The 19588-nt window shown below is 46.1% G+C and carries 15 protein-coding genes; 12 read left to right on the top strand and 3 right to left on the bottom strand.

Going from position 1 to position 19588, the window contains the following annotated elements; all coding sequences use genetic code 11:
• The first annotated feature begins 28 nt into the window (after positions 1-28).
• Entirely contained in the window at positions 29-1300 is a 1272-nt protein-coding gene (locus tag AC4EHB_RS06455) for an ATP-binding protein (protein WP_490974745.1), read from the top strand.
• 67 nt (positions 1301-1367) lie between these two features.
• Here AC4EHB_RS06455 and uvsE read toward each other — a convergent pair whose 3' ends face one another.
• On the bottom strand, positions 1368-2246 hold the full coding sequence (gene uvsE, locus AC4EHB_RS06450; RefSeq protein WP_490980968.1) for a UV DNA damage repair endonuclease UvsE: 879 nt from the start codon (positions 2244-2246) through the stop codon (positions 1368-1370).
• Positions 2247-2359: 113 nt separating this feature from the next.
• On the opposite strand from uvsE, the gene AC4EHB_RS06445 reads away from it, so the two are divergent.
• Positions 2360-2845: an SRPBCC family protein gene (locus AC4EHB_RS06445; protein ID WP_490980967.1), complete on the top strand. Its 486-nt coding sequence runs from the start codon at positions 2360-2362 to the stop codon at positions 2843-2845.
• 566 nt (positions 2846-3411) lie between these two features.
• Here the strand turns inward: AC4EHB_RS06445 and AC4EHB_RS06440 are convergent.
• Positions 3412-4173, bottom strand: a complete 762-nt coding sequence (locus AC4EHB_RS06440; RefSeq protein ID WP_490974742.1) for an NRDE family protein — start codon at positions 4171-4173, stop codon at positions 3412-3414.
• Between the two features lie 144 nt (positions 4174-4317).
• Between AC4EHB_RS06440 and AC4EHB_RS06435 the strand changes: the two genes are divergently transcribed.
• From AC4EHB_RS06435 to pdxA, 3 genes are all read left to right on the top strand, one after another.
• Positions 4318-6027 carry a sigma-54-dependent transcriptional regulator gene (locus tag AC4EHB_RS06435; RefSeq protein WP_490974741.1) on the top strand — a complete coding sequence of 570 codons (1710 nt, stop codon included), beginning with the start codon at positions 4318-4320 and terminating at the stop codon, positions 6025-6027.
• Between the two features lie 141 nt (positions 6028-6168).
• Positions 6169-7464: a four-carbon acid sugar kinase family protein gene (locus AC4EHB_RS06430; RefSeq protein WP_490980966.1), complete on the top strand. Its 1296-nt coding sequence runs from the start codon at positions 6169-6171 to the stop codon at positions 7462-7464.
• Positions 7451-8449, top strand: coding sequence for a 4-hydroxythreonine-4-phosphate dehydrogenase PdxA (gene pdxA / locus AC4EHB_RS06425; protein ID WP_490980965.1), 999 nt, complete (start codon positions 7451-7453; stop codon positions 8447-8449). Before AC4EHB_RS06430 ends, pdxA begins: the two co-directional genes overlap by 14 nt.
• 47 nt (positions 8450-8496) lie before the next feature.
• Here pdxA and AC4EHB_RS06420 read toward each other — a convergent pair whose 3' ends face one another.
• Positions 8497-9423, bottom strand: coding sequence for an LCP family glycopolymer transferase (locus tag AC4EHB_RS06420; protein ID WP_490980964.1), 927 nt, complete (start codon positions 9421-9423; stop codon positions 8497-8499).
• 353 nt (positions 9424-9776) lie between these two features.
• Here AC4EHB_RS06420 and AC4EHB_RS06415 point away from each other — a divergent pair, with 353 nt between their 5' ends.
• The 7 genes from AC4EHB_RS06415 (at position 9777) to AC4EHB_RS06385 (ending at position 19571) form a co-directional block, all read left to right on the top strand.
• Positions 9777-13088, top strand: a complete 3312-nt coding sequence (locus AC4EHB_RS06415; RefSeq protein WP_490980963.1) for an ATP-binding protein — start codon at positions 9777-9779, stop codon at positions 13086-13088.
• Positions 13089-13109: 21 nt separating this feature from the next.
• Positions 13110-13805, top strand: a complete 696-nt coding sequence (locus AC4EHB_RS06410) for a response regulator transcription factor (RefSeq protein WP_490974736.1) — start codon at positions 13110-13112, stop codon at positions 13803-13805.
• A 526-nt stretch (positions 13806-14331) separates the two neighbouring features.
• On the top strand, positions 14332-14757 hold the full coding sequence (locus AC4EHB_RS06405) for a DUF4870 domain-containing protein (RefSeq protein WP_490974735.1): 426 nt from the start codon (positions 14332-14334) through the stop codon (positions 14755-14757).
• Between the two features lie 39 nt (positions 14758-14796).
• Entirely contained in the window at positions 14797-15585 is a 789-nt protein-coding gene (locus tag AC4EHB_RS06400) for a YveK family protein (protein ID WP_490974734.1), read from the top strand.
• Entirely contained in the window at positions 15572-16225 is a 654-nt protein-coding gene (locus AC4EHB_RS06395) for a CpsD/CapB family tyrosine-protein kinase (protein ID WP_490974733.1), read from the top strand. Before AC4EHB_RS06400 ends, AC4EHB_RS06395 begins: the two co-directional genes overlap by 14 nt.
• Before the next feature lie 37 nt (positions 16226-16262).
• Positions 16263-18128, top strand: coding sequence for a polysaccharide biosynthesis protein (locus AC4EHB_RS06390; protein WP_490980962.1), 1866 nt, complete (start codon positions 16263-16265; stop codon positions 18126-18128).
• Positions 18129-18206: 78 nt separating this feature from the next.
• The gene (locus AC4EHB_RS06385) at positions 18207-19571 is read left to right on the top strand and encodes a phenylacetate--CoA ligase family protein (RefSeq protein ID WP_490980961.1); all 1365 of its coding nucleotides are present in this window, start codon (positions 18207-18209) and stop codon (positions 19569-19571) included.
• Positions 19572-19588: the final 17 nt, after the last annotated feature.

The raw sequence follows: 19588 nt of genomic DNA, 5'->3' as shown, positions 1-19588 counted from the left end.
ATAAATTTCAAACGGATTCAGCGAGGGGATGGACGAGATATTTGAAATGATGACAGGAATGATCAATAATATATTTTTCATCATCTTTCCCATCCTGATTTATCAGATGTTTGCGACTGCTGGCAAACGAAATTTTTTTAAAAGCCACAGGGCAATATTGACCGCGCTGTTCTCGGTATCCATTATTTTATGCATGGTCGTTCCTTATCAAGTTATGGGAGAAGAATACATCTTTGACCTCAGGCAAGTGCCATTGATTGTCGGCGCACTTTACGGCGGACCGGCTGTCAGTGCGATTCTTTTCCTGGTTTCGGCAGTCGGACGCATCGCTATTGGTGGAGATGGCATGTATATTGGGGTATTGAATTTATTCGTGGTCGCTGTAGGTGTGCCGCTGCTGCGTCCTCTTTATTTGCGCATCAACCGTTTAAAGAAGACGGCACTCGTCTTTGCAATTACTATCGCATCCTTAGGCTTTAATTTGCTTGCCGGTTTTTGGCTGTTCGGAGACCCGATTGAAAGTCTTCTGAGCATTTGGCTGATGCTTATGCTGAACCAAGGGGCTGTCACGGCAATCGCAGCATTATTGATCGAACATATCCAACGCCAGGAATATTTGTTGAATTCATTGATGAAGCATGAAAAGTTAGAGACCGTCAGCCATTTTGCGGCTTCGGTATCACATGAACTTCGGAATCCGATCCAAAGCATTCAGGGCTTCGTTCAATTAATGAAAGAGCATGAGTATAGCCGTGACAAGCAAATTGAATTCTACGATACGATTCTTCACGAAATCACAGCAGCAGACCAATTGATTGAAGATTACTTGGTATTTGCGAAACCGGCGAGCGGCAAGCTTGAGCAAATCCATGTGAAAGTGGAAATCCAGCATGTGCTGAAGGTGCTTACCCCTTATGCCAATTGGGAGAAAGTCACCATCAATTTAATCGATGGCGGCTGCAAGGCGGAAATCATGGCCGACCGTCAAAAGTTCCACCAAATGCTTATCAATATCATCCGCAATGGAATCGATGCCATGCCAGACGGCGGTGTCTTGACGATCCGCATCAAGGAAAAAGCGCCTTCTGTGCTGATTCTCATAAAAGATGAAGGATGGGGCATGACCAGAGAAGAGCTTCAACGCCTTGGAGAGCCTTATTTTTCTACGAAAAGCAAAGGCACTGGACTCGGAATGATGGTGTCGTATAGCATTGCGCACCAATTGCGTGGCGAAATAAACGTCCAGTCTGAAAAAGGCAAAGGCACCATATTTACACTGGTATTCCCTACAGCCCAATAGAAAGGAGGCCGAATTAAATCGGCCTCCTTTCGCTTTTTAAATTATTTTCCGTTGGCGTCCAACGGTGTCATTGCACGCTTTGAAGTTTGCGTACGAATGGCAGTACGGCTTGTTCTTTCAGCTTCGCTTCGAACATGATGTCTGCATCAATGCCGCCTAGCAGCAAGAGCAGTTCATTGAAATCTTCTTCGGCAATAAGGTTGTGGTGGCGCAAATCAGTAAACCCTTCTTTGCCTGTGCTGATATGGATTTTCGGCGTCCCGAAACCTTCCCACGTCGCTAAAATTTCCGAAAAGTCGACCGGTTGGCCGTCGTTATTGCAATTATGGTGGTGGATATCGAAGCATACCGGAACACCAGTCATTTTACTGACGTCGAGCACATCGCGTATCGTGAATGTTTTGTCGTCATTTTCCAAGCGCAGCCGCTTCTTGATGGAGCTGGAAAGGAGTTGCGCGTAATTTTCAGCGAACCTTTTCTTGGCGTCCTCTTTATCGCCATAAGCACCGCCCGTATGAAGGATCAAGTCGTTGCCACCCAGCAATTCGATCAGGCGGTCGTGATATTCCAAATCCTGGACTGATTTCTCGACCACCAATTCTTTTGGTGAATTAAGTACGGTATATTGGCCGGGGTGCATTGAAATCCGCATCTTGTACTTATCAACAAGCGCTCTGATTTGTGCGGCTATTTCAAGGAAATCTGGATCTTCCCACCAAATCCAGTCGTTAATCGGGTGAGTCGATAAAGGAATAATAGAGCTGGACGCACGATAAAAATAAATGCCATTCTCCACATTCCAGTTCAAGATTTCCAAAGTGGTGTGTATATTCTGCATCGTCAATTCTTTTATTTTTGCCGATCCTTCCATTTCCACAGTCGCAACGCGCACCGTGCGGAAGACGGTTTTCAATTCAGTATTCATACAAGCATAGCCTAATCTCATGATCGTCAACTCCTTAAATTCCTATACCCGATTTTAGCACGATGCACCCATCAAAACCTTGCCGCGTGTTCGTGTATAATAGAATCATGACTATTAGATTAGGGGGAACAGGCATGCGAGCAGAAATCACACAAAAAGATCAAGGGTACGAGGCAAGATTCGAACTGACATTGCCATTTGATAGTGAACAGGTATGGGAAATGCTGGCGGACAATGAAAAGCTCAATCAATGGTTTTCGGAGTTGGAGATTGCCGATTTGCGCAAAGGCGGGTCGTTAACTTTCGATATGGGGGACGGCAGCTCTGAAAGCTTGGCGATTGTTGATTTTGAAGAAGGCAAAGTTCTGGCGTTCAATTGGTGGGAAGATGAAGTCCGTTTTGAAGTGTCACCTGGAAATCAGGGGACGACATTAAAACTGATCGAGTCAATCCGTAAAATCACACCCCAGACAGCAAAGGACCTTGCGGGCTGGCATGTTTGCCTGGATGTAATCGAGTCTCTGTTGAAGGGTGAGGAAATCGACCGGCACGCCGAATGGGAAAAGGAATTCTCGGAATACAAAAGGCTGCTCGATAGTATGACCATCGACTTTGCATAACGGTAACGTTGCTATATAAGTGATGCAATTTTCATTTCAAGTTCAAAAGGAGCCCTTCGCAAATCTGCTAAGGGCTCCTTTTGATGTTCAAGCGTATTCAGGTAGTGTGAAATAGTTTAAAAGCGGAGAAATTTTACTCGTTAACAAATGTTATTTCAAAGTTAACAGGACTAAGCAAGCTATTAACATGAATTGGAAGGACGTTACCATGATCTAATCGGGCGTTAACATGAACTGTTAAGAGTTTAAAATGAACTCCCTGTAATGGTTCCTTTTGAAAGAGTGGAAAAGTGTAAGCGTCTCTCCGCGATCCAAGTTCAAGAACATAAATGGAAAAGCCGTTCGCCCAGGCGAACAGCTCCTTCTCTAGCAATTGCGCATTTCGCTCCTGCGAAATGCAACCATTTGTAAGTATGGGAAGAAGGTTCTTTCGTTAACATGTAGTAATTCGGCTCAACATGATTTAGCTTTTCGTTAACATGAAGTACGAGAGAGTTAACATGAATTAAGAAGAAGTTAACATTAATTGCTTAAAAGTTAACCGGCATTAGCTCAAAACACGTACTTCATTTTTCAATATCGAACTCGAAGCGGTTGTCTTCCTGCAATTTGCCGCTATTGTATACGCGTTCAGCAAAAACGACATGGTCATCATGGCTGATGAGCACGACGGTGGAAGAGCGGGTGCCGTATTCCGGCGTTTTTATGAACATCGGCGACAGCTTGCGTTCGAGCTCAGAGCCGATTCCCGTGTCCGGCAAATCGCTGTCTACTGATTCTTCTGCGTCCTGCAGAATGTCGAACAAATCGTCGATGTGCACATCTTCGTTGTCCGTCAGGTAGCGTTCGAGATGCATACTGCCTTTTACGACTTTCGGCCAAGGCGTGTCGAGGAAGTGGTTGCTAAGGCCATGAATTCCTGGCTCCACTTCGGCGGCTTTCGCTTCCAGGTTGTTGTAATAAAACATTTGGCTGCTGTCACCGGCTAAAATATTAAAACCGGCATAGTCTTCCGGGATCAAGTTTTCCAGAAAAAGCCGCACATCCATATCCGTAGACAAGAAGTGCCGCACAATCGAGCCGCGTGAAATTTTATTGGCTTCAGGCGCTGAGGGATCTCGGAAATTTGTCAAAGCAGCAACTCGCCCGGTTTTCGTGACGCCAAGCCAAGTACCCATCTGCATCAGGTCGCGGCCAGCCAATAATTGTGGTTCGTCTTTCCAAAAATGGGCAGATTCTGTCGGGCGTAAGTAAAATTCATCCCGGTTTGCAGCCAACACTAATTTGTATTTCGGATGACCGTTCAATTGGAAATTAATCAAACACATGAAGACAGCCCCTTTTCAGTCTATTGTTAAAGCTATTATAAACAAGCGGCTACGAAGTTGACAGAATAATACATTAGAAATACGGTGCTTGGGCCTGTCCATTGCTATAATAGCAACAACTAGAAATACAGAGGGGGAAGAGTGGTGGCAAGGAATATCACAATTGGAATTATCCCGCCATACGAAGCGATGGCGCAATTAATCGAAGATTTGAAAGAAGCTTATCCAACTATCGAACTTCTTGTGGAAGCGGGTAATCTGGAAGCAGGAGTCCTGGTGGCTAAGCGCATGGAGCGGGAAGGTGCAGATTTGATCATCAGCAGAGGCGGAACGGCGCAAATGATCCGTAATGCATTGGACTTGCCGGTCATCGATATCCGAATTTCAGGCTACGATCTGCTGCGTGCCATTATGCTAGTGAGCGCACCTGGACAAGCAAAGAGCGCATTAGCGGGTTTTCCTTCTGTAACGATGGGTGCAAGTTCGATAGCGGGCTTGCTGGATATGGATATTAAAGTGGCGACGATACAAAAGGCTGAAGAAATCGGTAAAGTATTGGAGGCTCTGAAAAAAGAAGGGGTCAGCCGAGTTCTCGGTGATGTTGTGACGGTGGAAGCCGCGGAGAGGATGGGCATGGAAGGGTTGTTGATCCAGTCAGGCCGTGAGTCCGTGATGGAGGCAATCGAAGAAGCGCGACGCTTAATCACATCATTGGAAAAAAACAGGCGCAAGCAGCGCATCCTGCACACAGTAATTGCCCGCGAAAAATTCGATTTCATGGCGCTGTCAGAAGATGGCCAGGCAATCGAAGCTCAATGGACGTTGTTCAAGGGCCAGCCGATTTCAAATAAAGAACTGGAAGGGATGCGGGTAAAATTACTGAGCAGCAGAATTCCTGTATTGTCCACATCACATAGGGGGAGATTTTCTTTCACAGTGCAAGCGGAACTCGTTGCCGATCGGGACGGCCCGCTCGTTTATTTCTTTTTTGAACGGCTCGATGCGCGGGAGGCGGAAGCCATGCAGCTTGAACAAATCAACCATCTGCCGCTGCTTGTTGCAGAAAGTGCAGCGATGAGGAATCTGCTATTGGCAGCAGAAGCCCCGGCGTGTACATCTTCACTTTTGCTGCTGGTTGGAAAAGACGGCTTGGCTAAGCGGGAACTGGCGCGCTATATACATGCTTTTCATGGCAAAATCGGATTTTTTGCTGAAGCGGGCTCTCGGGATCTTCAGGAAATAGAGATTAGCCGCCTACCAGATTCATTTTCGACCTTGTTTATTGAATTGACCGCTATTCCGGATGAAAAGAAGATGGCCTATTTAACACACATTGCAAAACAGGCGGATGCGAAAAATATACAGCTGATGATTTCCGCCGCTGCATTGACGACAGATATAGCAGAACGCACTGGTTTTGATCAGGCAATCGTGCTTGCGGTTCCAACATTGGCAAATCGTCAGACAGACATTCCGGCTTTGGTCCAAAATTATTTAGAGGAGTTTCATCAAACGCTGGGAACGCAGCCGGTCAAAGTGCAAAAAGATGCATTGGAAAACATTATCCATTCAGTAAAAGACAGCAATTTGGCATCTTTGAAAGCTTATGTGAAAAATCTGGCGTTGATTGAAAAAACATACGTGATTAACAGCAATACATTGCAGAAAACAGCATTCATGCCGATTGGTGACTCTGCTCACGGGCTGATCAGCATCAACGACAACGAGACACTGAAAGAAATTGAGCAGAAAATCATCAACCATGTCTTGAAAGAAGAAAAGCTAAACCAGACCAAAGCAGCCCTTCGCTTAGGAATCAATCGGGCAACATTATGGCGCAAGCTCAAATCATGAATCAGCGATTTTGTTGCATTTTTAAACGTTATTTTGCTTAGAGAAGAAAACAGAGTTTTAAATGTTGCAATATTTAGTGTTCGTTTTATAGTAAAAGAAAGACTGGCGGCACAAGCTGCTTGCGGCAAAGGGGTTGGGGATGTGGCAAAAGGGATTGGCATCATTGCAGATGATTTTACCGGAGCCAATGACACGGGCGTGCGGCTTGCGCAGAAAGGGCTTCGGACAAAAGTGCTGCTGACGGATTCAGTAAACGCTTCAAATTTTGGCGATGAAGAAATCGAGGTTTGGATTGTCGATACCGATAGCCGGGCAATGGCTGCAACTGACGCCTACCAAGCAGTCCACCGGGAAATTATGCGTTTTAAAACGAACGGTATCACTAACTTTTATAAAAAAGTGGATTCAACGTTGCGCGGCCCTGTAGCAGCTGAGTTGCAGGCGATGAAAGATGCCGGCGGAATGGACATGATATGGATCGTTCCCGCTTTTCCGGTAATGGGCAGAACCGTTGAGCAAGGCGTTCTCTACGTAAACGGCGTAAAAATTACGGAAACTGAGTTTGCCAAAGACCCTAAAACACCGGTTTTGAAAAGCTTTATTCCAGATTTATTGGAGGCGGGACCCGCAAAAGCGGCGGTTCTTACACGGGAAGTGCTCTTTAGCGCAGACGCTGCAAAGTGGGTGCAGGAGCAATTTGAACGAGGTGTGGAATGGGTGGTGTGCGATGCGGTCGATGAAGCGGATTTCGCTGAACTGGCAATTTTGGAAAAAGGAGTGGCCTTGACAATCGGCTGGGCTGGATCCGCTGGTATGATCAACCATTTGTATACTGAATTAAGCACAGGTAAAAATAATGGACGGCAACCTATCGGGGCAGAAAAAGTCCTTGTGGCTGCCGGCAGTTTGTCCAGTCAGACAAGTGGACAATTGGCGGAGTTAAAGAAAAGAGAAGGAACGGTTATGGCGGAAGCGGATCCGCTGGAATTATTGCAGAATCCAGCTCAGGCCCTCGCGGGTATGCGGCAACAATTAGCTCGGGATGGATGGGACGCTGCGGTGATTTATGTGGATGGTTCCGAAGAAAACCGCGAAAGGGTCAAGAAATGGTCAGCCAGCAATGGATGGTCAGCCGCTGCATGCGGAAAAGGGATTGCGGAAGGGCTTGGCTTACTGGCGGAAGCTGCTCTGCAACAATCCGCTTTCGACGCCATCATTATGACGGGCGGAGACACTGCGAAGGCAATTTGCAATAATTTGGGCATCCACGACATGGAATTGAAGTTTGAAGTAGAGCCAGGATTGCCGCTTGGGATCGTGGACTGGAAAAACAAAAAGATGGCGGCGATTACAAAAGCAGGGGGGTTTGGCACTAGCCATTCTCTTGTCGATGCCGTCGATTATCTGAGAGGAGCGGGATTACATGCAAACTTATAGGCCGATTATTGGAATTACAATGGGGGACGCGGCAGGCGTCGGCCCGGAAATCATTTTAAAAAGCTTCGAACATGAGCTTGTCCATGAAACTAGCCGTTCGTTTGTGATCGGGGATGCTTCAATTCTGGAGCGCGCAAAAAAATTTACGGGCAGCACAAAAGAGATTCGCCGCATCAATCACCCGCGAGAAGCGCAATTCGATCCAGCTGTAATCGATTGTTTAGATCTCGCTCTTTTACCAGATACGCTGCCAATCGGGGAAGTGTCTGCGGAAGCCGGTAATGCAGCATTTCAATATTTGGCCAAAGCAATCGGTTTGGCCACTGACAAAGAGATTGATGCTATCTGCACCGCCCCACTGAATAAAGAGGCCTTGCAAAAAGGGGGCCATCTTTATCCTGGGCATACAGAAATACTGGCTGAACTGACCGGTACCAAGGATTATTCAATGATGCTTTCGGCTCCAAATTTAAAAGTAATCCATGTCACCACGCATGTAGGCATCATTGATGCGATCAATATGATCACGCCTGAACGTGTCCTGCACGTCATTCAACTGGCACACGAGACTTTATCCAAAGCGGGTATAGCTTCTCCGAAGATTGCGGTATGCGGCATCAATCCCCATGCCGGGGAAAATGGTTTGTTCGGTTACGGCGAAGAAGCGGACAAAATCGTTCCGGCAGTGGAGAAAGCACAAGCTGAAGGAATTGATGTGCAAGGGCCGCTGCCAGCGGATACATTATTTTTCCGCGCGGTGCGCGGTGATTTTGATATCGTTGTTGCCATGTACCATGACCAGGGCCACGGTCCGGTCAAAGTGCTGGGCCTGGAGTCGGGCGTCAACATTACTGTTGGGCTGCCCATTATCCGAACAAGTGTGGACCACGGCACCGCTTTTGATATTGCGGGCACAGGCAAGGCAGATGAAAAAAGCTTAGTGGAAGCATTGCGCCAAGCTGTCGAACTCGCACCTAAAAAATAATGGACAAAAAAATCCAGTCGCATTTCACACATGCGGCTGGATTTTTATTATGGGCTTATTTCCAGTTGCTCTTTGAAAACCGTCTGCACCTCAGCAAGTTCTTCTTCATCCATCATGTAATACCAGATGCCACCGATTGTTTCACCGTATCCCTGTTCAAAATAAAGCTGTTCCAGGTCGTTTGTGGCACTGCGGTAATTGTTTTGGACATCAATCATTTCGTTGAAGCCCATATTGGTTTTTACGTTATTGCCTAACGCGTTGAAAATTTTTGGGTAATTGAAAAGCGCTTTAGCAGAAACGGCTTTGGTCATTATGCTCTGGATAACTTGTTTTTGGCGGTTCTGGCGGCCAAAGTCCCCATCCGGATCGTTGTAGCGCATCCGTACGTAATCCAATGCTTGTGTGCCGTTCAAAGTCAGTTCGCCTGAGGGGAAATCGTCAAAGGCAAAAGAGTTGTCGACCTTTACGCCATCCAATGCGTCGACGATGTCCTCGAATCCTTCCATATTAAGCTGGACGACATAGTCGATGGGAATGTCCAACAGGTTTTCTGCGGAATCCATCGACATTTCAATGCCGCCAAAAGCATACGCGTGATTGATCTTATCAGACATATTGAGTCCGACAATCTCGGTATAAGTGTCACGTGGAATGCTGATCATCTTGGTGGATTCCTTTTCCGGGTTGATGGCAACAACAACCATCGTATCCGAGCGGCCTTTATCGCCCGCACGCTCATCCACACCGAGCAGCAGGACGGAAATTGGATCCTTATCCTCTAAGACGACTTTCTCTTGCCGTTTAGGGGATGCTTCCCTGACCAGTGGTTCATGGATTTCATCCAATGTACTAGTTGCTTTCGGAAATAGGACCAGTAAGTATAGTGCACCTACTAGAATGGAAATCTTTACAAAAATACCGAACCAATTCTTCTTCTTTTTCGGAAGGGTTGAAGATTTCTTCTGGAACATCGCTATCACCTCTTCTGGGGCATTAAATGCCCGATTCAAATTTCATGCGACAAATGAACCTAGAGTGTCCTTTTTTATAGAATAATCGCAAGTAGGTTCTGGGTCAATAGTTTTATTTGAATTTTCAGATAAAAAAATGTTTTCTTTTTCCAAGTATAATGGTATTATTCTATCAATTGGTAATGATACTTATGGTTCATAAATGGCGAATCTTAATAATTTAAATATTCAAAATAAATTATACAAGTTAGAATTTAGTTAAGGGTTTAAGTAATAATTTATGACCGTTACTGTTTTTTTGATTTGATAATGATTATCTTAAACGAATTCTAGAAAAACAGAGGTGCATGATTATGTCCCGACTTTACCGGAATGTTTCTATAACCGTTAAAATAGTATTTATCCTTATTATATTGCTGGTTTTTATAACAGCCAAAAGCCCGGAAGGCGGATTAGAAGAAAGCGGCGAAACGCTGATGTTGACTGATTCAATGGATAAGATCCGATTGGACAGTGAAATGTCCATTTTAGAAGATGGTTCAGGCAGTTTGACGATGGAAGAGGTTTCACAGCCGATTTTAAGCATGCAGTTCATGCCGAATATAGAAGGAACACTGAATGAGGGATATACAGACAGTGCTTATTGGATCAGGTTCGATCTGCAGAATACGTCAGCGGACAAGAAGTGGCTCTTGGAAGTCGCTTCTTCGACATTGGACGATGTCACATTGTATATGCCCGCACCCGGGGGCGGATTCGAAGCGAAGGAAAGCGGCCGGTCTGTGCCAGTCGGCGAGCGCGAATACTACCACCGGAATCTCGTTTTCAACCTTGATATGGAGGAAGGCGCTGCAGGGACCTTTTATCTCCATGCAAAATCTGACGGACCGATGCAAATTCCTGTGACAGTCTGGGAAGAAAAGGCTTTTGAAGCGGAAACAAGAGCGACTACAGCATTGATCGGTGTAGGGTCAGGAATCGCCATCGTCATCACAGCCTATCATCTACTCCAATTCGTACAGCTCAGACAATTAAGTTTTTTATATTTCGCGCTCTTGTCAATGTCGATTTTATTCGCGATTTCCTCGCTCACAGGTTTGACGCTGGCATTTATCTGGCCAGATATGATTTGGTGGAACGAACGCTCGATCCTTTTTTTCATTGGCTTGAGCACCATCTTCATGCTGTTATTCACTGAAAGTTTTCTGGATATCCGGCGGCATTTGCCTTGGCTTGAAAAAGTGTTCAAGGGACTAATTGCTGCTGACTTGATCTTGCTGTTCATCTTGTTGTTGAACTTAGATGCTATTCGCCTCTTTTTGCCGCTGCTGCTTGTCGCCAGTTCCATCGCAGTTTTCGTCATCTCGGTAATATGTCTGGAAAAAGATATCCTTTATGCCAGGTATTACACTGTCGGCGCATTCTTGATGATGTTCGGCATCACGGTTTCGTTCCTGGTTATGAATGGTTATATGCTTTTCACTCTCAGAACGCGCCATGGTGGTTATCTAGCAGTAGGGCTGGGAATTCTGTTAGCCGCACTCGCGTTGAATGATAAAGCGGCAGTTAAGAGGTTGGAGAAACAGGAGCTTGAACGCAAGGCTGTTGAGCGGCAGCGCATGGCAATGGAATCTTTGAAGCATGCCAATGAGCGCAAAGATGAGTTGCTTGCGATGACATCCCATAATTTAAGAACACCGTTGTACGGCATTATCGGCATTGCCGAGTCGTTGCAGGAAATGGCATATGGACGCATACCGCAAAATGCGAACCAGCAGCTCGGAACCATTGTTACAAGCGGGAAGAAATTGGCGCATATGATCAACGATATTTTGGATTTTTCCAAGCTTAAACAGAATGCGCTCGATGTTCATGTCGAACCGGTGAAACTGCTTGATTTGGCTGAAACAGTGCTTACAGTGTGCCGGCCATTGCTTAAAGACAAAGACGTTTCCTTGTACCACACGATTCCAGAAGATCTTCCGGAGGTTATTGCTGATCCGGACAGGGTGCAGCAGGTTCTTTTCAATCTGCTGGACAACTCCATCAAATACACAGTCTCGGGCGAAATTGTCATTACTGCTAATCAAATCGGCAAACAGATTCAAATTTCCGTACGGGATACCGGTATCGGCATCAAAGAAGAAGAGATTCCGACTTTATTCGAACCGTTTCCATTGAAGCCGGAATCGGATGTCGACGGGATCCGGGATACAGGTATCGGCATCGGTTTGAACATCTCCAAACGGCTCGTCGAATTGCAAGGCGGCTGGCTGGAAGTGGAATCGAAAGCTGGAAAAGGGTCGACGTTCAGCTTTACGCTGCCTATCTATATGAAAGAAGAATTGGCCGAACCGCAGGAAGCCGAGAAAGTTAAAATCGAAGAATTGTCCACTGCAGAGCTTACGCAATCCCTTAGCCAGCGTAGACGGGAACAAAAACAGATCCGTATTCTGGTTGTCGACCATATCGATGTCAATCGGCAGATGGTGACCTACCATCTGATGCGGGAAGGGTTTGAAGTGACCGGGGTTTCCGAAGGAAAAGAAGCGCTCAAACTTCTCGGCGAACAGCCGATCGATCTTGTCATTCTTGAATGGGCGCTGGCAGATATGACCGGAGACGAATTATGCCGCAGCATCCGAAAAGAATTCACGTTAACGGAACTGCCGATCCTGATGATGTCGGAAGAAGAAGGTATGCGCCATAAGACAAACGCTTTCACCGCAGGCGCCAATGATTATTTGGTAAAGCCGTGCGATAAGGAAGAATTCCTGCTGCGCGTCGAAACTCTGGCCAATTTGAGAAGCTTGACGCAGGAAATCACGAACGTCAATTATTTCCTGGAGCGCAACATCAAAGAACGTACGATGGCTCTGGAAATCACCAATATGAACTTGGTGACTGTAAACGATGAAATCCAGGAAATCGAGAAATCCAGAAACGAAATGCTATCGACGATCTCTCACGAATTGGGGACGCCGATTACACTGATTCACAGCTATATCCAGGCAGTCAAAGAAAGCCTCATCGACGAGAAAAATCCGAGATACCTGGACATGATCCATAACAAACTGCTGTTGTTGGAACGCCTGACAGAAGATTTAACCGAGCTGTCAAAATACAAATCCGGCAATATGACGCTGCGCTTTGAAGAAGTGAAGCTGAGCCAGTGGCTGAACCGCTTGACCACCGGCATGGAATCCGATGTCACTCAAAGCGGAAGGAAATTCGAACACAGTGCAAGAGGACGCAATCCGCTCGAAGATCAGTTTATCCTGTCAATTGACGTCGACAGAATCGACCAAGTGTTTTCCAATGTCCTATGGAATGCAGTAAAGCATACTTCGTCAGAGGATGGGAAAATCACGATTTCAACCGAAGTCTACGCAAGTGGCACGGAAGGGGCAGTGCTTGACCTGGAGGAATTTGAGGGCGAAGTCATCATAAAAGTGGCGGACACCGGAAGCGGGATCGACCAGGAAGTATTGCCGCATATTTTCGATCGATTCTTTAAAATGGAGAAATCGGAACATTACAAAGGAAGCGGCTTGGGCCTCGCCATTGCAAAAGAAATCATCCTTTCCCATAAAGGGGAAATTTGGGCTGAAAGCGAACCGGGCAAGGGAAGCGTGTTCTATATTGCTTTGCCACTGAGTTTTTAAAAACGATAGGAGGTGTTCGCCATGAACGAAGCTACTGTAATGGTCGTTGAAGATGAAGAAGGAATCCGCGAACTCATGCGGTTGTTCCTGATTAAAAAAGGCTACCGCGTCATAGATGCTGAAGATGGCTATGAAGCGATGGATAAATTGGCGAAGGAAAACCCTGACATTATTTTGCTCGACATCGAAATGCCGGGGATGAATGGCCTGGAAGTCTGTGAACAAATCCGACTGCAGACGAAAATGCCAATTTTATTTGTCAGCTACCGCAAAGAACTTTCCTATAAGATCAATGGCCTCGAAGCGGGAGGGGACGATTATATAACCAAGCCTTTCGACTTCAATGAACTTGAAGCCCGCATCCGTGCCATCCTCCGGAGAAACGGCTGGAAAAACGGCGACGAAGATAAATTGGCCATTTTGGAATTCGGGGACATGAAAATCCACATCGACGCAAGGGAACTTTACGTTAACGACGAGCAGGTCCGGCTTTATCATAAGGAATTCCAATTGCTTCTCCTGTTGGCCCAAAACCCGAACCGCGTGTGGACGGCAGAACAATTATACGACCGGATTTGGGGCTATTATTCCGAAGGGGATATCCAGACCGTCAAAGTCCATATCAGCAACCTACGGCGGAAAGTGGAGAAAGATCCCGCTAATCCGGTGCATATCCGGACCGTCAGAGGCTTCGGCTATAAGTTCACAACAGAATAATATCAACCAGCAACAGCCCCGCCATCCAGGCGGGGCTGTTTTTGTTTTGCGGGATTAACATAGTCCTTTTCATTTCGCTCCAGGCGGACGCTTTCCGCTTCACTCAAAATTGTCTCTTGATACAAATCAAATTCTTTTATCAAAGAATACGAAAGATACACTTTCTGCAGTTTCTTTCAGTTCTCCAGATATGCAGCAAAACAGCTTCGACTCCTAAGGGAACAGTGAAGCGATGAAGTGCCTAAATCCATTCATGCGTCAGCACGAGTTAGTTTGGTGCGAGCCCGCAGCAAAGAATTGGCCGAACTACCTTCGGCCAATTCTTTGCGACGAAGCTAGTGCAGCGATGCAGGAGCATACGTTTTAGCGGGACTATTTTGCGGGATATCAGCTCTTTTATTAGATTAAAATTTATATCAATTAAGCTTAATTTAAAATATTTTAATAATTAAATCTATTTAACTTTGTTTTAACCTTGCCTCTTTAGTATTAGGTCAAATGATTGAGAATAAAGGAGGAAAAGAAAATGGTTGAAAACAATTTTAAAATCACAGACGATCGGCAGCTTGGCAATTTCGATAGTCAAACTGTATTCAAACGCCCCGAAGCGCTAAGAGCTTCCGGCCCCACTGGGACCGTCATCGGGCTGACCGAGAATCATGCCGGATCGCTGGCTTATCTATTCGGTTTTGTATCCGGGTTCCTGCTTCTTATCGTCGAAAGGGAAAATCGCTTCGTACGCTTTCATGCGCTGCAGTCAATTTTGCTTTCAATCGCATTCGTTACTGTATTCACCGTCCTTGGGATGCTTCCAGTCATCGGCTGGTTATCAGGAGTGATCTTAATGCCTATCGGTTTAGTGCTTTGGATCATCCTTATGTTAAACGCCTCTAACGGCAAATATTCAAAAGTCTTCTACATTGGACAATTTGCTGAAAAGCATTTGCGTTAAAAGCATCACAAAATTCATTGGAAACAGAGGTGTCAGGAAATGGAGAGTACATTCAACGTCAAAGAATTTTTAAAGGCTTTACGCAAGCGGCTTCCACTGATCATTATGGTGACTTTGCTATTCGTTGCGTTAAGCGGGGTTGTCAGCTACACCATGATGAAGCCGATTTATCAGGCTTCGACGCAAATTCTGGTCAACCAGAATACGACGGCGGCGCAGCCATTCGATACGCAGGACATTGATGCAAATATCCAGTTGATCAGCACGTACAATGTCATCATCAAAAGCCCAATCATTTTATCGGCTGTCATTAAAGAACTTGGCTTGAACGAGACGGTCGCAGAACTGAACGAACGCATTACGGTATCAAATATTGAAAATTCACAGGTAGTGACGTTGGATGTGGAAGACGCCTCGATGGAAAAAGCGGTCCTTATCGCTAATACGACGGCATCCGTATTCCAGGCTGAAATCAAAAACTTGATGAAAGTCGACAACGTTAATATTCTGGCGCCAGCGATTGTACCGATTGAGCCCGAACCGGTTAAACCGGATCCGCTATTCAATATGGGTGTCGGGGCAATCATCGGACTTATGCTTGGAACAGGGCTTGCAATTTTGCTCGATCAGATGAACACAACAATCCGTACTGAGGAAGACATCGAAGCGATAGTCGGCCTTAACGTACTGGGCATCGTCAGCCGCACTGAAGGCGGCAAGGAAAAACGCAGATCTTCGACATTAAAAGATAAGAAGGAGTTGTTGGTAGATGTGGACAGCGAAAAAATCAAATCGATCGGTGGGACGAAAATTGGTGGTTCGTACTAACCCCCAATCCATTACTACTGAACAATACCGTACGATTCGGACAAATATCAATTTCTCTATGCCGGGCCCTGATACACAGACAATCCTATTTACATCAGCAGCGAAAGAGGAAGGGAAATCGACGACTTCCTGCAATATGGCAATTGTGTTTGCCGAAGCCGGAAAACGTGTGCTGCTGGTCGATGCGGATATGAGACGCCCGACATTGCACCATACCTTCCAGCAAAGCAATAAAGTCGGCCTGTCGAATCTTCTGCTGAAAAAAGGCAGGCTCCAGGATAGCGTGAAACGGAGCGGTGTGGTGGGCCTTGATTTGCTGCTATGCGGCCAGATTCCGCCAAATCCGGCTGAACTTCTCAGCTCTCCGGCTCTTGACTCGCTAATTGAAGAGATGAAAGAAAAATATGATTTGATCATTTTCGACTCGCCGCCGCTGTTGTCGGTTACCGATTCGAAAATCCTGGCGAATAAATGCGACGCCACAGTATTGGTTGTCAATACCGGCAGATCCGAGAAGGAAAGCGTCATTAAAGCAAGGGACGCGCTGGTAACTTCTAAAGCCTTCATCATGGGTGTGGTCATGAATAATTATGAAATCAGCAAAGATACTTATTATTACCAAGGTTACGGAGACGAATAGCAACATTAAAAAACAGAGATGAGATGGGGTAATTCAATTGACGATTAAGAAAAGATACCTGTCGTTATTCTTCATCGATTCGTTGATTATTATTTCTTCTATCTATGCCTGTTATTTATTCTTATATCCGTATGCCAGCGTGTTGACCAATGAAATGCTTTTCATCAGCACGATAGCGCTGTTCATCGCTTGGCACTCATTTGCCTGGCATTACGGGCTGTACCGGAAAATTTGGGCCTATGCTTCAATCGATGAACTCAAGTCGATTGTCATGGCAGTAACGTTCACCATTCTTGTAGCAGCCGTTATGCAATACACGTATTCTACACAATTATATGTGAGAACGCTGATGCTTTCTTGGCTGCTGCTGGTTTTCTTTTTCGGAGCTTCGCGGCTTTCGCTGCGGTTGATCCAGGAACAGGCGATCAGGCGTAAAGCGGTATTAACGAGTCGAACAATGGTCATCGGTGCAGGCCAGGCAGGAAGAATGATAGCAAGGCATATGAAGGATAATCCGGAATGGGGAAGAAATCCCGTGATCTTTGTGGATGATGACAAGAAAAAATGGGGGCTCGAGATGCTGGGCATCGAAGTTGTCGGCGCGCTCGACAATATCCCGGCCTATGTCGTAGACCACCGCATCGATCAAATAGTCATCGCAATTCCTTCATTATCTAAAAAAGCGATGGCGGAACTGACAAAAAAATGTTTGGATACTGGCGCAAAAACACAGACTATCCCGAGAATTGAAGATTTGATGACCGGAAAAATCCAAGTCAGCGATATCCGTGATGTGAAAATCGAGGATTTGCTCGGCCGCGAGGAAGTCAAGCTGGATATGCAAGCAATCAATGACCAGCTTAGCGGCAAGTCAATCATGGTAACAGGTGCAGGTGGGTCGATCGGTTCTGAAATCTGCCGGCAAATCGCAAAATTCAATCCCGCAGAAATTCTGCTTTTGGGGCATGGTGAGAATTCCATCTATACCATCGATATGGAGCTGCGGGCAAAAGTGCCGAAAACGACGAAAATTGTTCCAATCATCGCGGATGTGCAGGACAGGGAACGGATATTCCACGTCATCAAGACCCTTGAGCCGGATCTCATTTATCATGCTGCAGCTCATAAACATGTGCCGCTGATGGAAGCGAACCCGCTGGAAGCGGTCAAGAACAATATATTCGGCACCAAAAACGTGGCAGAGGCAGCTGACAAGTTCGGCGTAGGCAGTTTTGTCATGATTTCCACAGACAAGGCCGTCAATCCTCCGAATATTATGGGGGCAACGAAACGCTTTGCGGAAATGATCGTACAGAACTTGGCCGTCAACAGCAATACCACATTTGCGGCAGTTCGCTTCGGCAATGTTCTAGGTTCCCGCGGCAGTGTGGTCCCGCTCTTTAAGCAGCAGATTGCAGCAGGCGGGCCGATCACGGTAACGGATGAAAATATGACGCGGTATTTCATGACGATTCCGGAAGCTTCCAGGCTGGTGATCCAAGCGGGACTGCTCGCTTCTGGCGGTGAGGTCTTCGTTCTGGATATGGGCGAACCGGTGAAAATCGTCGATCTTGCGCGGAACTTGATCAAACTTTCCGGTTTCGAAGAAAATGACATTAAAATCCAATTTTCCGGCATGCGCCCAGGAGAAAAATTATACGAAGAATTGCTTGATGAAAGTGAAATACAGACAGATAAGATTTTCCCGAAAATCTATATCGGCAAGGCGACTCCAATCAGCCAAGTCGAGATGAGCCGCGTCCTGAAACAGCTTCCGGATTTAGGTCCTGAGGAAACGAAGGAAATCCTGCTGAAACTCGCTAACCGCAAGCGGCCGGAAACTGGCCAGCCGCCTGAATGGCAAGATCAATGGAAAGCTAAAGCAGCGGGCAAGTTCGCATAGGTTTTTGAGAAACCGTCTGCCATCCTTGATGAAGCACCACAACTACTAGAGAAAAATACATTAAAGGAGGAAGTGCGGATGCGTGATTTGCCCATGAAAATATACGACAATTCGCCGATTTACTTCCAAAACCTTTTTGCGAGCGTGGAGGGATACAGAAGGACAAAAAGCCGACATGGCAACATTTACTTCAAATACCTGAAAGAATTGGGCAAACGGGATTATTCTGATGCGGTTTATGAAAAAACCTATCAGCAACAGGAACTCCAGAAGCTAGTCAAATATGCCTTTGAAAAGAGCCCGTTTTACCGGGACTTCTACAAAGGGGTCGACATCAGCTCAATAAAAACGGTAGATGACTTGAAGAGATTGCCGGTGCTGGAAAAAGAGATGGTCCGGGAGAACATCGCTTCCATGTACACCATCTCGGAAAACTCCGCCATCGTATCCCATACGTTGGACTCAGCTGGAATTCCGCTGAAATTCCTTTTCACTAAAGAGGATATGCAAAAGCATATGGCGTTTCTGGATTTTTTCAAAAAACAGCACGGAGTCACCAATTTGGAAATGAAAAGAGCTTCTTTCAGCTCCAATCGGTTTATACCGAAGAGGCAGCAGAAAAAGGTGTTCTGGCGCGACAATTATTCAAGCAAGCAGCGCCTGTATTCCGCTTATTACTGCAACGAAAAGAACGCAGGTTTTTTTGTGGAAAATCTTGATGGCTATAAGCCGGACTTCATCGACGGGCTGCCATCAGCCCTTTATGAGGTGGCGAAATACATCAACCAGCACCGGATCATCTTGTCGTTCCATCCGATTGCGATTTTCTCGTCCGCCGAAACTTTGACGCCTCAGCACCGCCGGGAAATTGAAATGGCTTTCGATTGCCCGGTCCGCAATCATTATGCTTCCGCAGAAGGGGCGCCGTTCATAACGGAATGCCCGAAAGGCAGGCTGCATTATAATTTGAGCTCAGGCATCATCGAAACGACAATCGACAAGGAAATGATCATAACGGGTTTCAATACGTATGGAACGCCATTGATTCGCTACAAAACCGGAGAACGCATCGATATGGCGAAAGATGGGGGATACTGCGAATGCGGCAGCGCTCATCCGGTCGTCCATCCTTTACAGGACCGGGGAGATGATTTTCTCCAATCGAAAAGTAAAGGCAAATTCACGGCTCTGTATATGTCTATGGCCAGCAGCCGTTTTTCCGGCAGCATACGGAAAATACAGTTTATCCAAAATTCGCCGGATGTCATCGACGTGATGATAGAAGCGGCAGAAAGTTATACGAACGCTATGACTGAATCGATCCATGAAGAAATGGTTTATATTTTTGGCAACGACATGCGATTTAATATGCGCATCGTAGAAGAAATTCCTATGCAGCCGAACAGTAAATTCCGGCTGGTGATCAATAATCTGAACGGATAACGAACTGCTTGCAAGAA

This window comes from Planococcus sp. TJ-302, assembly GCF_058268455.1.
The sequence above is the reverse complement of the archived record's forward strand: the minus strand, read 5'-3'. Positions and strand labels throughout refer to the sequence as shown.

Coding starts and splice junctions, on each gene's coding strand:
- pdxA (WP_490980965.1), top strand. CDS start 7,451: ATGCAAACTTATAGGCCGATTATTGGAATTACAATGGGGGACGCGGCA.
- AC4EHB_RS06400 (WP_490974734.1), top strand. CDS start 14,797: ATGGAGAGTACATTCAACGTCAAAGAATTTTTAAAGGCTTTACGCAAG.
- AC4EHB_RS06385 (WP_490980961.1), top strand. CDS start 18,207: ATGCGTGATTTGCCCATGAAAATATACGACAATTCGCCGATTTACTTC.
- AC4EHB_RS06405 (WP_490974735.1), top strand. CDS start 14,332: ATGGTTGAAAACAATTTTAAAATCACAGACGATCGGCAGCTTGGCAAT.
- AC4EHB_RS06410 (WP_490974736.1), top strand. CDS start 13,110: ATGAACGAAGCTACTGTAATGGTCGTTGAAGATGAAGAAGGAATCCGC.
- AC4EHB_RS06415 (WP_490980963.1), top strand. CDS start 9,777: ATGTCCCGACTTTACCGGAATGTTTCTATAACCGTTAAAATAGTATTT.
- AC4EHB_RS06445 (WP_490980967.1), top strand. CDS start 2,360: ATGCGAGCAGAAATCACACAAAAAGATCAAGGGTACGAGGCAAGATTC.
- uvsE (WP_490980968.1), bottom strand. CDS start 2,246: ATGAGATTAGGCTATGCTTGTATGAATACTGAATTGAAAACCGTCTTC.
- AC4EHB_RS06420 (WP_490980964.1), bottom strand. CDS start 9,423: ATGTTCCAGAAGAAATCTTCAACCCTTCCGAAAAAGAAGAAGAATTGG.
- AC4EHB_RS06440 (WP_490974742.1), bottom strand. CDS start 4,173: ATGTGTTTGATTAATTTCCAATTGAACGGTCATCCGAAATACAAATTA.
- AC4EHB_RS06455 (WP_490974745.1), top strand. CDS start 29: ATGGACGAGATATTTGAAATGATGACAGGAATGATCAATAATATATTT.